Origin of the sequence: Pseudomonas simiae (assembly GCF_000934565.1) — a bacterium.
Lineage (GTDB): Bacteria > Pseudomonadota > Gammaproteobacteria > Pseudomonadales > Pseudomonadaceae > Aquipseudomonas > Aquipseudomonas simiae.
Map to the genome: position 1 here is coordinate 5,623,627 of NZ_CP010896.1, position 14,343 is coordinate 5,637,969.

Genomic DNA, 14,343 nt, shown 5'->3' on the forward strand with positions numbered 1-14,343 from the left:
ATAGCCTGGGGTTTATGCCGCGCTGAACAACTTATGCGGATCGATCACAAATTTCTTCGGCACACCCGCATCAAACTCGCCATACCCACGTGGCGCGTCATCCAGGCTGATCACCTGCACGCCGACGATCTCGGCAATGTTGATACGGTCCCACATGATCGCCTGCATCAGCTGGCGGTTGTACTTCATCACTGGCGTCTGCCCAGTGTGGAAGCTGTGGGATTTGGCCCAGCCCAGGCCGAAACGAATGCTCAGGCTGCCCATTTTCGCGGCGGCATCGACAGCACCTGGATCTTCGGTGACGTACAAGCCAGGGATACCGATCTTGCCGGCCACGCGCACCACGCCCATCAATGAATTGAGCACGGTGGCCGGTGCTTCGGCCTTGACGCCGTCGTGGCCGTGGCCGCGGGCTTCAAAACCTACGCAGTCGACGGCGCAGTCCACTTCCGGCTCGCCGAGCAACGCGGCGATCTGTTCGTGCAGCGGGGTATCGGTGGACAAGTCGACCACTTCAAAGCCCTGGCCCTTGGCGTGCGCCAGGCGGATGGAGTTGACGTCGCCGATGATCACCACCGCTGCGCCCAACAGGCGGGCTGAAGCCGCAGCGGCCAAGCCCACAGGGCCGGCACCGGCAATGTAAACGGTGCTGCCTGGGCCCACGCCCGCTGTGACGGCGCCGTGGTAGCCCGTCGGGAGAATGTCGGACAGGCACGTCAGGTCGCGGATTTTCTCCATGGCCTTGTCGCGGTCCGGCAGTTTCAGCAGGTTGAAGTCGGCATAGGGCACCAGCACGTATTCGGCCTGGCCGCCGGTCCAGTCGCCCATGTCGACATAGCCGTAGGCGCCGCCGGCACGGGCCGGGTTGACGGTCAGGCACACGCCGGTGTGTTGTTCTTTGCAGGAGCGGCAGCGGCCGCAGGCTACGTTGAATGGTACGGAAACCAGGTCGCCGATTTTCAGGTTCTCGACGTCGCTGCCCTTCTCGATCACTTCACCGGTAATTTCATGACCGAGCACCAGGCCGGTCTGGGCAGTGGTGCGGCCGCGCACCATGTGTTGGTCGGAGCCGCAGATGTTGGTGGAAACCACGCGCAGGATGACGCCGTGCTCAATCTTCCTGCCACGGGGGTCCTGCATTTTGGGATAGTCGATTTTCTGTACTTCGACCTTGCCGCTGCCGAGATACACGACACCACGATTACCAGACATGCTTTCACCTCGCTGTTGTTTTTATGGAACTGCGTTGCCTCTTTGGTTGGGCAGCGCGTTTAAGTGCTCGGGTACAGATGCTGTTTTTGCGTTGTTAGTAAGGACCTCATCGCGGGCAAGCCCGCTCCCACATTTGATCGGGTTCCAACCTTGAAATGCGGTCGAATGTGGGAGCTGGCGTGCCTGCGATAGCGATCTAAAGAACGACCGTGCGATTGGCGTTGAGAAACACCCTTCGCTCAATGTGATACCCCACCGCCCGGGCCAGTGTCAGCCCTTCAATATCCCGTCCCTTGGCAATCAAATCCTCGGGATAGTGGCTGTGATCCACCACTTCCACGCCCTGGGCAATGATCGGGCCTTCGTCCAGGTCGTTGTTGATGTAATGCGCCGTGGCGCCGACCAATTTCACACCCTTGTTGTACGCCTGGTGATACGGCTTGGCGCCCTTGAACCCCGGCAGCAACGAGTGATGAATGTTGATGGCCTTGCCATCCAGCTTGCGGCACAGCTCCGGCGACAACACTTGCATGTAGCGCGCAAGGATCACCAGTTCCGCGCCGGTGTCTTCCACCACCTGCCACACTTGACGCTCCTGGGACGGTTTGTCGTTGGGGTCGAGGGGGAAATGGTAGTAGGGAATCTGGTGCCAGTCGGCCAAAGGTTTGAGATCGGGGTGGTTGGACACCACCGCCACCACGTCCATCGACAGTTGACCGATGCGCTGGCGGTACAGCAGGTCGTTCAGGCAGTGATCGGCCTTGGAGACCATGATCACCACTTTTGGCCGGTAGTTCGGCGCCGTCAGCTCGAAGATCATGCCGAAGGCTTCACCCCGGGTGGCCAGGCCATCACGAAAGGCCTGCTCGTCAAAACCGTCGGGCTGGCGGAACTCCACGCGGATGAAGAACCGGCCCGACAGCCGGTCATCGAACGAGTGGTGCTCAGTAACGTAGCAACCTTGCTCGAACAGGTAGCGGGTGACCGCGTCCACCGTGCCGAGCACGCTGGGGCAGTCGGCGGTCAAAATCCATGTATCGGGTGCGCGGCTCATGGGGTATTCCTCAGGCTTGGACGCTCAGGCCAAATTCGGCAGATGCATCCTGCAACCACAACCACCAGTAATCCGAGAAGCTGCGACGGATCAGCAGTTCCCAGGTGTCTTCAGCCGTGTGGCGGATCACCAGTTGCGACTTGGCGAACACCGTGCCCACCGCCTTGCCCACCGGGAAGTTGTTGGGGTGCACGTCGTAGCTGGTGGACTTCATCAGCACGTCACGCACGTTCGGGCCGCTGAGTTCAAGAATCTGCTGGCCGCCGCTGACGTTGACGATCTGGATATGCAAATCACCCAGGGCGGCACGCAGGTTTTGCTCGGCGGCAAATTCTTCACCGCTTGGCACGATCAGCAGCCACTCATCCGGGCCGAGCCATTGCAGGCTGGTTTCGCCTTTGACGATGACTTGCAGGGCCCCTGGAAGCTCAATGCCGAGAGCTTTGTGCACGCCGGCGGCGAAGGCTGCATCGTGGCCATCACCGCGAAGGGTCAGGTGGCCCAGAAGCTTTTTCTCGCGCACGGTCACACCGGCGTTCTTGCGACCTTTGCCGACCAGGCTGGCGAGGTCGGCATGGTGCAGCGACGACTCGGCCTTGGCGCCGGTGGTGGGGCGTTGTTGGTATACGTTGGCTGCTGTCATAAAGCACCTGTTCTGAATGCTGTGGTGATTGTTCTGGCCTCATCGGGGGCAAGCCCCCTCCCACATTTGCAACGCATTGCGCTGTGGGAGCTGGCTTGCCTGCGATGCAGGCGACTCGGTGCATCAGATGTTCTGGCGATCGCCTTTCGGGTCGAAGAACACCGAAGACACAATCTCCGCCTCGATCACGCTGCCATCCGCTTGCGGTGAGAACACCCGCTCGCCAATGCGCTTCAAGCCGCCCTTCACCACTGCCATCGCGAACGAATAGCCGAGGGAGTTGTGGGCATAACTTGAGGTGACGTGACCCACCATCTTCATCGGAATCGACTGCTTCGGATCAAACACCAGCTGCGCGCCTTCTGGCAGCCACACGGTCGGGTCGATCGGTTTCAGGCCCACCAGTTGCTTACGCTCTTCACGCACGCAGTCTTCACGGTTCATGCCGCGCCAGCCGATCCACGAGAACGGCTTGGTACGACCGACGCACCAGCCCATGTTCAGGTCGTCCGGAGTCATCGAGCCGTCGGTGTCCTGGCCGACGATGATGAAGCCCTTCTCGGCCCGCAGTACGTGCATGGTTTCGGTGCCGTACGGGGTCAGGTTGTACTTTTTGCCGGCCTCGACGATTTTTTCCAGTACGCCCATGGCGTAGTCAGCCTGCACGTTGACTTCGTACGACAGCTCACCGGTAAACGAGATCCGGAATACGCGAGCCGGTACGCCGCCGACCAAACCTTCTTTCCAGGTCATGAACGGGAAGCCGTCCTTGTCCAGATCGATATCCGTCACTTCCGCCAGCAGCTTGCGGCTGTTGGGGCCGGACAGGGTCATGGTCGCCCAGTGGTCGGTGACCGAAGTGAAGTAAACCTTGAGGTCTGGCCATTCGGTCTGCTGGTAGATTTCCAGCCACTGCAGCACACGGGCGGCGCCGCCGGTGGTGGTGGTCATCAGGAAGTGGTTGTCGGCGAGGCAGGCAGTGACGCCGTCGTCGAAGACCATGCCGTCTTCCTTGCACATCAGGCCGTAACGCGCCTTGCCCACGTCGAGCTTGGTCCAGGCGTTGGTGTAGATGCAGTTGAGGAACTCACGCGCATCCGGGCCTTGAATGTCGATCTTGCCGAGGGTCGACGCGTCCAGCAGGCCGACGCTGTCGCGCACAGCCAGGCATTCACGCTTCACCGCGGCGTGCAGGTCTTCACCGTTGCGTGGGAAGTACCAAGGGCGTTTCCACTGGCCGACATCTTCAAACTCGGCGCCGTTCTTCACGTGCCAGGCGTGCAGCGCGGTGTAGCGCACCGGCTCGAAGATGTGCCCACAGTGCCGGCCCGCCACTGCGCCAAACGTAACCGGCGTGTAGTTCGGGCGGAACATGGTGGTGCCCATCTGCGGGATGGTCACGTTCAGCGAGCGCGCGGCAATGGCCAGGCCGTTGACGTTGCCCAGCTTGCCCTGGTCGGTGCCGAAGCCCAGCGCGGTGTAGCGTTTGACGTGCTCGACCGACTCGAACCCTTCGCGGGTCGCCAGTTCGATGGCGGCAGCGGTCACGTCGTTTTGCAGGTCGACAAATTGCTTCGGTGCCCGTGCCGTCGGCTTGTCATGCGGCACTTGGTACACCGCCAGCGTCGGTTCTTCCAGCCGGCTCAAGGCCTTTGGCAGGGTGCCTTCCACCGGGGCAAAACCGGCTTCGCTGGCCGCGCGCACGCCGCCTTCAAAACCATCCGCCAGCGAATCGCCAAGGCCATAAACGCCGTTGATACCGCCGACACACACGCGTTTCTGCGGTGCTTCGCCCGGCACGAAACCGAGAATGTCTTCACGCCAGATCGGCTTGCCGCCCAGGTGCGAAGCCAGGTGGACTACCGGGCTGTAGCCGCCGGAGCTGGCGACCAGGTCACAGTCCAGCCATTCGCCGGGGCTGGTGACTTTATGCGCTTTCACATCGATCGCGGCCACGCGGGCGGCGGTGACGTGCTTGCTGCCACGGGCTTCGATCACGGCGCTGCCGGTGAGGATACGAATGCCTTTGGCGCGGGCTTCTTCAACCAGTGCGCCACGTGGGTTGTGGCGCACATCGGCGACGGCCACCACTTGCAAGCCTGCATCGAGCCAGTCGAGCGCTACGCGGTAGGCGTGATCGTTGTTGGTGGACAACACCAGTTTCTTGCCCGGTGCCACGCCGTAGCGGCGCACGTAAGTGGACACCGCGCCAGCCAGCATGTTGCCCGGCACGTCGTTGTTGCCGTAGACGAGTGGACGCTCGCACGCACCGGTCGCCAACACCACGCGCTTGGCGCGCACACGGTGGATACGCTGACGCACCACGCCAATCGGCGCACGGTCACCAAGGTGATCGGTGAGGCGCTCGTGAATAGTCAGGAAGTTATGGTCGTGGTAGCCGTTGACGGTGGCGCGAGGCAGCAGCACCACGTCCGGCAGGGCTTTCAGTTCGGCAATGACACTGGCAACCCATTCAGCCGCCGGCTTGCCGTCGAGGCTTTCACGCGAGTCCAGCAGCGAACCGCCGAACTCTTCCTGTTCATCGGCGAGGATCACACGGGCACCGCTGCGCGCAGCGGCAAGTGCAGCCGCCAAACCGGCAGGGCCTGCGCCCACCACCAGCACGTCGCAATGACGGTTGAAGTTGTCATAGGTGTCCGGATCGTTCTCGGTCGGCGAGCGGCCCAGGCCAGCGGCCTTGCGGATGTACTTCTCGTAGGTCATCCAGAACGATTGCGGGTACATGAAGGTTTTGTAGTAGAAGCCCGGCGGCATCAGCTTGCCGCCAACCTTGCCGAGAATGCCCATCACGTCATTGTTGACGTTCGGCCAGCCATTGGTGCTGGTGGCGACCAAGCCCTGGTACAGCGCCTGTTGCGTAGCGCGCACGTTAGGGATTTGCGTGGCTTCGGTGGCGCCGATCTGCAGCACCGCGTTCGGCTCTTCAGCGCCTGCCGCGAAGATGCCGCGAGGACGCGAGTACTTGAAGCTGCGGCCGATGATGTCGACGCCGTTGGCCAGCAAGGCTGCGGCCAGTGTGTCGCCCTCAAAGCCTTTGTAGCTCTGGCCGTTGAAGGTAAACGTCAGGACTTTATTACGGTCGATCCGGCCACCGTTGGACAGGCGATTGGTCTGGCTCATACCTTCTCTCCAGAGGCCTTGGCGGTGAATTGTGGCTTCTCACCGATCTTGTAGGTTTCAAGAATTTCGTAGGTCAGGGTGTCGCGGGTCGCGTTGAAGTACTGACGGCAACCCGCCGCGTGGATCCACAGTTCGTGGTGCAGGCCACGGGGATTGTCGCGGAAGAACATGTAGTCGCCCCACTCTTCATCGGTGCAGGCGTTCGGGTCCAGCGGGCGCGGGATGTGCGCTTGGCCGGACGCGTGGAATTCCTCTTCGGAGCGCAGTTCGCCACAGTGAGGACAGAAGATATGCAACATAGGGAATTTCTCCTGTTAGTGGGCGACGGCCGCAGCGCCGTGTTCGTCGATCAACGCACCGTTGTGGAAACGGTCGATGGAAAAAGGCGCGGCCAGCGGGTGCATTTCACCCTTGGCGAGGCTGGCGGCAAACACGTTGCCTGAGCCCGGTGTGGCCTTGAAGCCACCGGTGCCCCAACCGCAGTTGAAGAACATGTTCGGCACCGGCGTCTTGGAGATGATCGGGCAAGCGTCGGGCGTGGTGTCGACGATGCCGCCCCACTGACGGTTCATGCGCACGCGCGACAGCACGGGGAACATCTCGACGATGGCCTGGATGGTGTGCTCGATCACCGGGTACGAACCACGCTGGCCGTAGCCGTTGTAGCCGTCGATACCGGCACCGATCACCAGGTCGCCTTTGTCGGACTGGCTGATGTAGCCGTGCACGGCGTTGGACATGATCACGCTGTCGATAATCGGCTTGATCGGCTCCGACACCAGGGCTTGCAGCGGGTGGGATTCGATCGGCAGGCGGAACCCGGCGAGCGAAGCCATGTGCCCGGAGTTACCGGCAGTGACCACACCGACGCGCTTGGCGCCGATAAAGCCCTTGTTGGTTTCCACACCGATGCACACGCCGTTTTCCTTGCGGAAACCGATCACTTCGGTCTGCTGGATCAGGTCCACGCCGAGTGCGTCGGCGGCACGCGCAAAGCCCCAGGCCACGGCATCGTGACGGGCCACGCCGCCACGACGTTGCACAGTGGCGCCGAGGACCGGGTAGCGGGTGTTCTTGGAGCAGTCGAGGTACGGAATCTCGTCGGCCACTTGCTTGGCGTTGAGCAGTTCGCCGTCCACACCGTTGAGGCGGTTGGCGCTGACGCGGCGCTCGGAATCACGGATGTCCTGCAGGGTGTGGCACAGGTTGTAGACGCCGCGCTGGGAGAACATCACGTTGTAGTTCAGGTCCTGAGACAGGCCTTCCCACAGTTTCATCGCGTGTTCGTACAGGTGGGCCGACTCGTCCCACAGGTAGTTGGAACGCACGATGGTGGTGTTGCGCGCGGTGTTACCGCCGCCCAGCCAGCCTTTCTCGACCACGGCCACGTTGGTGATGCCGTGCTCCTTGGCCAGGTAGTAGGCGGTCGCCAGACCATGCCCGCCGCCGCCGACGATGACCACGTCGTAGACCTTCTTAGGGGTCGGCGTGCGCCACATCTTCTGCCAGTTTTCGTGGTGGCTGAGTGAGTGCTTGAAGAGGCCGAAGCCCGAGTAGCGTTGCATAGTCATTACTCCAAAACCGCGCTCAGCGATAAACCGGGAAATCAGCGCACAGGGCAGACACGTGCTTGGCCACGTTGGCCTCGACATCGGCGTCGCCGAGGTTGTCGAGGATGTCGCAGATCCAGCCGGCCAGTTCGATGCACTGCGGCACTTTGAAACCACGCGTGGTCACCGCCGGGGTGCCGATACGCAGGCCCGAGGTCACGAACGGCGACTGCGGGTCATTCGGCACGGCGTTCTTGTTGACGGTGATGTGGGCGCGGCCCAGGGCGGCGTCCGCCTCTTTGCCGGTGAGGCCCTGGCGAATCAGGCTGACCAGGAACAGGTGGTTGTCGGTGCCGCCGGATACCACATCGTAGCCGCGCTTGATAAACACATCGGCCATGGCCTGGGCGTTATCGATCACTTGCTGCTGATAGGCCTTGAAGCCTGGCTCCAGCGCTTCCTTGAAGCACACGGCCTTGCCGGCGATGACGTGCATCAGCGGGCCGCCCTGGGCGCCGGGGAATACCGCGGCGTTGAGTTTCTTTTCGATTTCTTCGTTGGACTTGGCCAGGATCAGACCGCCCCGTGGACCGCGCAGGGTCTTGTGGGTGGTGGTGGTGACCACATCGGCATACGGCAGCGGGTTCGGGTACAGGCCGGCGGCAACCAGGCCAGCGACGTGGGCCATGTCAACGAACAGCAGTGCGCCCACCTTGTCGGCAATCTGACGGAAACGTGGGAAATCGAGCGTCTTGGAGTAGGCAGAGAAACCGGCCACCACCATTTTCGGCTTATGCTCGACGGCCAGGCGCTCGACTTCGTCGTAGTCGATCAGGCCGGTGTCGGTGTTGATGCCGTATTGCACGGCGTTGTACAGCTTGCCCGAAGACGACACTTTGGCGCCGTGGGTCAGGTGACCGCCGTGCGCCAGACTCATGCCGAGGATGGTGTCGCCGGCTTGCAGCAGGGCCAGGTACACCGCGCTGTTGGCGGACGAACCGGAGTGCGGCTGCACGTTGGCGTAATCGGCGCCGAACAGTTGCTTGGCGCGTTCAATGGCCAGGGCTTCAACTTTGTCCACGTGCTCGCAGCCACCGTAGTAGCGCTTGCCCGGATAACCTTCCGCGTATTTGTTGGTGAGGCCGCTGCCTTGGGCTTCCATCACGCGTTTGCTGGTGTAGTTCTCTGACGCGATCAGCTCGATATGATCTTCCTGACGCTGCTCCTCGGCATTCATGGCCGCCAGCAGTGCGTCGTCATATCCCTGGATCTGGTCTTGTTTGCTGAACATCGCGTCTCTCCCAGCCTTTCGTATTGTTGAGGCCCGTTCAGGGGCCCTTTGATGCGATGGTAGGGCTGACGCCTCTAGATCAAATGCCTACGGACGCCACGCAAAGGTGCGTTTACGACATGGCGTGAACAACACCGAAACAAATGTGGGAATGGGCTTGTGTGGGAGTTGGCTTGCCTGCGATGCAGACACCTCGGTCTATAAGCAGAACCGAGGTGATGCCATCGCAGGCAAGCCAGCTCCCACAAGGGTTAAGCGATGATCTTGCGAACGAGCAGCAGCAGAAGGAAATGCAGGGGGTAGAGGGCGTAAGCCCAACGGCGCATGGCCGGCGGCGTGACATCTTTGGCATGTCGCAACAGGACTAATCCCGCCAACGGCGCGATCAGGCATGCGGCCAATCCCGACAACGCGACAGGCGTGCCGCTATTAAGCAGAATCTGCCATTGATTGGCGGCCACACACACCAACCCCGGCAACACGCTGAAATACCAGGGACGACGGAACACCAGCAGCATCGCCAGCGGCAGTAATACACCAAACAAACCGAACATCAGCTGCGTGGAAAACACGGCGGCGATCGTGACGGCAATCAGCGCCAATACGCGATCAAAAAGCGCCTTCTGCTGCCATCCTCGGGCAACCAGCAGGCCCAGTGCCAAGGTCGGCAAGACGTTCAACGTATCGGCATCCTCGATAAACAGCCGATAGGGCACTTCGCTGATCACGCTGAACACCAACAGCCAGCCCAGGTAGCGCCATTGGCGTGTCACGGGTGCGTGCCTGACCCGATGCAGATTCGCCGCAATCGCCAGGCAAAACCACGGGAACGCCAAGCGTCCCGGCACATACAGGCCGTCCAGGCTCAGCCCGACATAGCGCAGGTGGTCGAGCACCATGCTCAACAGCGCCAGCCACTTGAGCAGATCCAAAGCGCCATCACGGACATGTCCGACAGGCAGGGTTCCAGTACCGTGCATAATTCCCCAGTGACTTTGCATTTACAGTGCGTGCGCACCCGCGACAATCTTGGTTACAGTGCGCACCAACATCGACCACAGGAATGGGCCATGACCGACAAGAGCCAACAATTCGCCAGTGACAACTATTCGGGCATTTGCCCGGAAGCCTGGGCCGCCATGGAACAAGCCAATCAGGGCCATCAGCGCGCCTACGGCGATGATGAATGGACCCACCGTGCCGCCGACGGTTTCCGCAACCTGTTCGAAACCGACTGCGAAGTGTTCTTCGCCTTCAACGGCACCGCCGCCAACTCCCTGGCGCTGTCCTCGTTGTGCCAGAGTTACCATAGCGTGATTTGCTCGGAAACCGCCCACGTCGAAACCGACGAATGCGGCGCACCGGAGTTTTTCTCCAACGGTTCCAAGCTGCTCACCGCGCGCACCGAAAACGGCAAACTGACCCCGGAATCGATCCGCGAGATCGCCCTCAAGCGCCAGGACATTCACTACCCCAAGCCGCGCGTGGTCACCCTGACACAGGCCACCGAAGTCGGCAGCGTGTATACCCCGGATGAAATCCGCGCCATCAGCGCCACCTGCAAAGAGTTGGGCCTGAACCTGCACATGGACGGCGCACGCTTCTCCAACGCCTGCGCATTCCTTGGCTGCTCACCGGCGGACCTGACCTGGAAGGCCGGCGTGGACGTGCTGTGCTTTGGCGGCACCAAAAACGGCATGGCCGTAGGCGAAGCGATCCTGTTCTTCAACCATAAGCTGGCCGAAGACTTCGACTACCGCTGCAAACAGGCCGGCCAGTTGGCGTCGAAAATGCGCTTCCTCTCCGCCCCGTGGGTGGGTCTGCTGGAAAACGATGCCTGGCTCAAGCATGCACGCCACGCTAACCACTGTGCACAACTGCTAAGCAGCCTGGTGGCCGACATTCCCGGCGTGGAACTGATGTTCCCGGTGCAGGCCAATGGCGTGTTCCTGCAGCTCTCGGAACCGGCGATTGCGGCGTTGACCGCCAAGGGCTGGCGCTTCTACACGTTCATCGGCAAAGGCGGCGCACGCTTCATGTGTGCGTGGGATACCGAGGAAGAACGTGTAAGAGAATTGGCGGCGGATATTCGGAAAGTAATGGAAGCCTGAAACGACGGGCCCTTCAGGGCGTTTTCAGAGACTGTTTGTAGGTATTTCTGACAGTATCTATCTACCCCCTGCCTTGGTTAGGATTTCGTCACCCCGAACAAACGGACGCGTTTTTTCGGGGCTGACTGCCTGCCGAATATTCGGCTGGAAAGGGAAATCCTATAGAGGGCAACATCATGGAAATTCAACGCTACACGATTGACTCGCAACGCCGAGACGCCACCAGCGCCACACTCGTCAGCCTCGACGACCTGAGGAAGCTGGCGAATGTCGGCGACACCATCGTCGAGCCTTCCAGGCTCTTTACGGTCACCGGCAAAGAGTTCGAAATGACAGCATCCGGCGCGTACACCATCAACCTTTTCGTCCGCTAACCACTAAGGCTCGCGCCGCAGACTCATGACCTGCGACGCGGCACTCATGTGATTTCGCTCACAAGGCCTTCGGCTCTTGATGCTCTATTTCCCGGTGCCCTGGACGGCGGTCAACTGCATGTTCATCGCGGCCTGCGACCGCCACGGCGGAGCGCGCGGCGTCAACCGGGTCGGCGGCCAGCACTCTACTGAGGGTCAGAACTCGATGCGCACATCACCCTTCGGCACACTGCAGCACGACAGGATATAACCTTCGGCTTCGTCTTCTTCGGTGATGCCACCGTTGTGCTCCATCTCCACCTCGCCGCCCAGCTTCATCACCTTGCAGGTGCCGCAGATGCCCATGCCGCAGGCTTTGGGGATCAACAGGCCAAGCTTGGCGGCTGCGGCATGCACGGTTTCGCCGGGGGCGACGCGAATGCTTTTGCCCGACGCAATGAACTCCACCTGGTGCAGATCCGCCAGGTCGATTTCCGGCGCGTCGGCGGCTTGTTCGGCTTGCTCCACCGCGTCCGCACGGGCTTCCGGCGGTGTGGCGCCAAACGATTCCTCGTGGTACCGCGTCATGTCGAACCCTGCCACTTCCAGCAGGCGCTTCACCGCGTTCATGTAAGGCGTAGGGCCGCAGCAGAACACTTCGCGCTCCAGGAAGTCCGGCACCATCAGTTCCAGCATCTTGTGGTTCAGGTAACCGCGATAACCCGCCCAAGGCTCACCCAAACCATGTTTTTCGCAGATCAGGTGCAGGCTGAAGTTGTCGATCCGCGACGCCATATGCTCCAGCTCGCGGTGGTAGATGATGTCCTTGGGCGAACGGGCGCTGTGGATAAACGTCATGTCGACGTTGGCGTTGGTGTCGTAGAACCAGCGCGCCATCGACATCACCGGCGTGATGCCCACGCCGCCGCTGAGGTACAGCACTTTCGGACTCGGGAAGTCGATGGCGTTGAACAAGCCCACCGGCCCGTGCACCGCCAACTCTTGCCCTTCATGAAGGGTATCGTGCAACCAGTTGGAAACCTTGCCGCCCGGCACGCGCTTGATGGTCACCGAGAAGCTGTAAGGCACCGAGGGCGAGCTGGAAATGGTGTAGGAGCGCATGATCGGCTGGCCGTCGATTTCCAGCTCCAGGGTGACGAATTGCCCTGGCTTGAAAAAGAACAGGATCGGCTGGTCGGCCATGAAACAGAAGGTGCGCACGTCCCAGGTTTCCTGGATGACTTTGACGCAACGGACAATGTGTCGACCATTGGCCCAGGTCTGGGTGGTTACCGGATTCAGGAAATTATTGGACATGTTGTTCTCCACCGCCGACATCGGCCTTATGGTGGCGATTCTGCGTAACGTCAGAACCACCCATTTACCTATCTGCGACATTCACATACTTATCGCGACCAGCCCCCAACGACCTAGGGTTGCGCGTCGGGAACAGATTGGACCATGTCGCCCATGGATAAGGTTCGCCACATCGCCGGCCCCACACTCGCTCCCAACAACGACGCTTTCTTTACGCCTTGCAAAGCACCAACCGTAGCCACTATTCGCCGGCCACACAGAATGGCCATGAGGACACACACGATGGACGTCACCGCAACCTTAAGCTTGGGCGATCCGCTGGAACCCGCACGCAAGGCCACCGCGCAAATGCTGCAAGAGCGCGAGCGCACTTTCTCGCTGCCGCAGCCGTTTTACTCTGATGAGCGGTTGTTTGATATCGACATGCAGGAGATCTTCCAGAAAGAGTGGTTGATCGCCGGCATGACCTGCGAGATCCCGGCCAAGGGCAACTACCTGACCCTGCAAGTGGGCAAGAACCCGATCATCGTGATCCGTGGCGCCGAAGGCGTGGTGCATGCCTTCCACAACGTGTGCCGTCACCGTGGCTCGCGCTTGTGCACCAGCGACAAGGGCAAGGTCGCCAAACTGGTCTGCCACTACCACCAGTGGACCTACGAACTGGATGGCCGCCTGCTGTTCGCCGGCACCGAGATGGGCGCCGACTTCGACATGAAGCAGTACGGCCTCAAGCCAGTCAACGTGAAGACCGCCGGTGGCTACATCTTCATCAGCCTGTCGGAGAACCCGCCAGCCATCGATGACTTCCTGTCGACACTGAACCACTACATGGAACCCTACGACATGGAGAACACCAAGGTGGCGATTACCACCACCTTGATGGAGAAAGCCAACTGGAAGCTGGTGCTGGAAAACAACCGCGAGTGCTATCACTGCAACGCGTCGCACCCGGAACTGCTGAAAACCCTGCTGGAATGGGACGACGTCACCGACCCGCGCGCCGACCAGGCGTTCAAGGACCACGTGGCCGCCTCCGCCGCCGCCTGGGATGCCGAGAAGATCCCTTACGCCCACGCCAGCTTCGGCCTGCGTAACCGCATCGTGCGCATGCCGCTGCTCAAGGGCACCGTGTCGATGACTCTGGACGGCAAGCAGGGCTGCGCCAAACTCATGGGCCGCATCAAGAACCCGGACCTGGGCTCGATGCGCATCCTGCACCTGCCCCACTCCTGGAACCACTGCATGGGCGATCACATCATCGTGTTCACCGTGTGGCCGATCAGCGCTCAGGAAACCATGGTCACCACCAAGTGGCTGGTGCACAAGGACGCCGTGGAAGGCGTGGACTACGACGTGGACCGCATGCGCCAAGTGTGGGACGCCACCAACGACCAGGACCGTCGCCTGGCCGAAGAGAACCAGCGCGGGATCAACTCCACCGCTTACCAGCCAGGCCCGTATTCCAAGACCTATGAATTCGGCGTGGTGAACTTCGTGGACTGGTACAGCGAGCGCATGTTGAGCAACCTGGGGGCCGCTCCGGCGCCTTACCTCAAAGGCGTTGCGGCTCACGAGTAACCTTCCCCTCTGTAGGAGCCGGCAAGCCGGCTCCTATGTAGTGTTCAAATTTTAATCAAAACCTCTGAACCCCTCTCCTGACGTACCCTCCAG

12 protein-coding genes are annotated in these 14,343 nt (G+C 61.1%); 3 read left to right on the plus strand and 9 right to left on the minus strand.

What is annotated here, in order from left to right:
* Positions 1–12 precede the first annotated feature (12 nt).
* The 8 genes from fdhA to PF1751_RS25660 form a co-directional block, all read right to left on the minus strand.
* Entirely contained in the window at positions 13–1,212 is a 1,200-nt protein-coding gene (gene fdhA, locus PF1751_RS25625; protein ID WP_010207077.1) for a formaldehyde dehydrogenase, glutathione-independent, read from the minus strand.
* Between the two features lie 196 nt (positions 1,213–1,408).
* Positions 1,409–2,266, minus strand: coding sequence for a formyltetrahydrofolate deformylase (gene purU, locus PF1751_RS25630; RefSeq protein WP_005792124.1), 858 nt, complete (start codon positions 2,264–2,266; stop codon positions 1,409–1,411).
* Positions 2,267–2,276: 10 nt separating this feature from the next.
* Entirely contained in the window at positions 2,277–2,909 is a 633-nt protein-coding gene (locus PF1751_RS25635) for a sarcosine oxidase subunit gamma (RefSeq protein ID WP_010207081.1), read from the minus strand.
* Between the two features lie 123 nt (positions 2,910–3,032).
* Positions 3,033–6,050 carry a sarcosine oxidase subunit alpha gene (locus PF1751_RS25640; RefSeq protein ID WP_044287993.1) on the minus strand — a complete coding sequence of 1,006 codons (3,018 nt, stop codon included), beginning with the start codon at positions 6,048–6,050 and terminating at the stop codon, positions 3,033–3,035.
* Entirely contained in the window at positions 6,047–6,349 is a 303-nt protein-coding gene (locus tag PF1751_RS25645; RefSeq protein WP_010207083.1) for a sarcosine oxidase subunit delta, read from the minus strand. Before PF1751_RS25645 ends, PF1751_RS25640 begins: the two co-directional genes overlap by 4 nt.
* Before the next feature lie 15 nt (positions 6,350–6,364).
* Positions 6,365–7,615, minus strand: a complete 1,251-nt coding sequence (locus PF1751_RS25650; RefSeq protein WP_010207084.1) for a sarcosine oxidase subunit beta — start codon at positions 7,613–7,615, stop codon at positions 6,365–6,367.
* Between the two features lie 22 nt (positions 7,616–7,637).
* The gene (glyA, locus tag PF1751_RS25655; protein WP_010207085.1) at positions 7,638–8,891 is read right to left on the minus strand and encodes a serine hydroxymethyltransferase; all 1,254 of its coding nucleotides are present in this window, start codon (positions 8,889–8,891) and stop codon (positions 7,638–7,640) included.
* 251 nt (positions 8,892–9,142) lie between these two features.
* Entirely contained in the window at positions 9,143–9,871 is a 729-nt protein-coding gene (locus PF1751_RS25660) for a TraX family protein (RefSeq protein WP_044287994.1), read from the minus strand.
* Positions 9,872–9,961: 90 nt separating this feature from the next.
* Between PF1751_RS25660 and PF1751_RS25665 the strand changes: the two genes are divergently transcribed.
* Both PF1751_RS25665 and PF1751_RS25670 read left to right on the plus strand, forming a co-directional pair.
* Positions 9,962–11,002, plus strand: coding sequence for a threonine aldolase family protein (locus PF1751_RS25665; protein ID WP_010207092.1), 1,041 nt, complete (start codon positions 9,962–9,964; stop codon positions 11,000–11,002).
* 176 nt (positions 11,003–11,178) lie between these two features.
* Complete coding sequence (locus PF1751_RS25670) at positions 11,179–11,376, plus strand: hypothetical protein (RefSeq protein WP_010207094.1); 198 nt, start codon at positions 11,179–11,181, stop codon at positions 11,374–11,376.
* Positions 11,377–11,571: 195 nt separating this feature from the next.
* Here the strand turns inward: PF1751_RS25670 and gbcB are convergent, their stop codons facing one another.
* Positions 11,572–12,672: a glycine-betaine demethylase subunit GbcB gene (gbcB, locus tag PF1751_RS25675; RefSeq protein ID WP_010207095.1), complete on the minus strand. Its 1,101-nt coding sequence runs from the start codon at positions 12,670–12,672 to the stop codon at positions 11,572–11,574.
* Positions 12,673–12,954: 282 nt separating this feature from the next.
* Here gbcB and gbcA point away from each other — a divergent pair, with 282 nt between their 5' ends.
* Complete coding sequence (gene gbcA / locus PF1751_RS25680) at positions 12,955–14,250, plus strand: glycine-betaine demethylase subunit GbcA (RefSeq protein ID WP_010207096.1); 1,296 nt, start codon at positions 12,955–12,957, stop codon at positions 14,248–14,250.
* Positions 14,251–14,343: the final 93 nt, after the last annotated feature.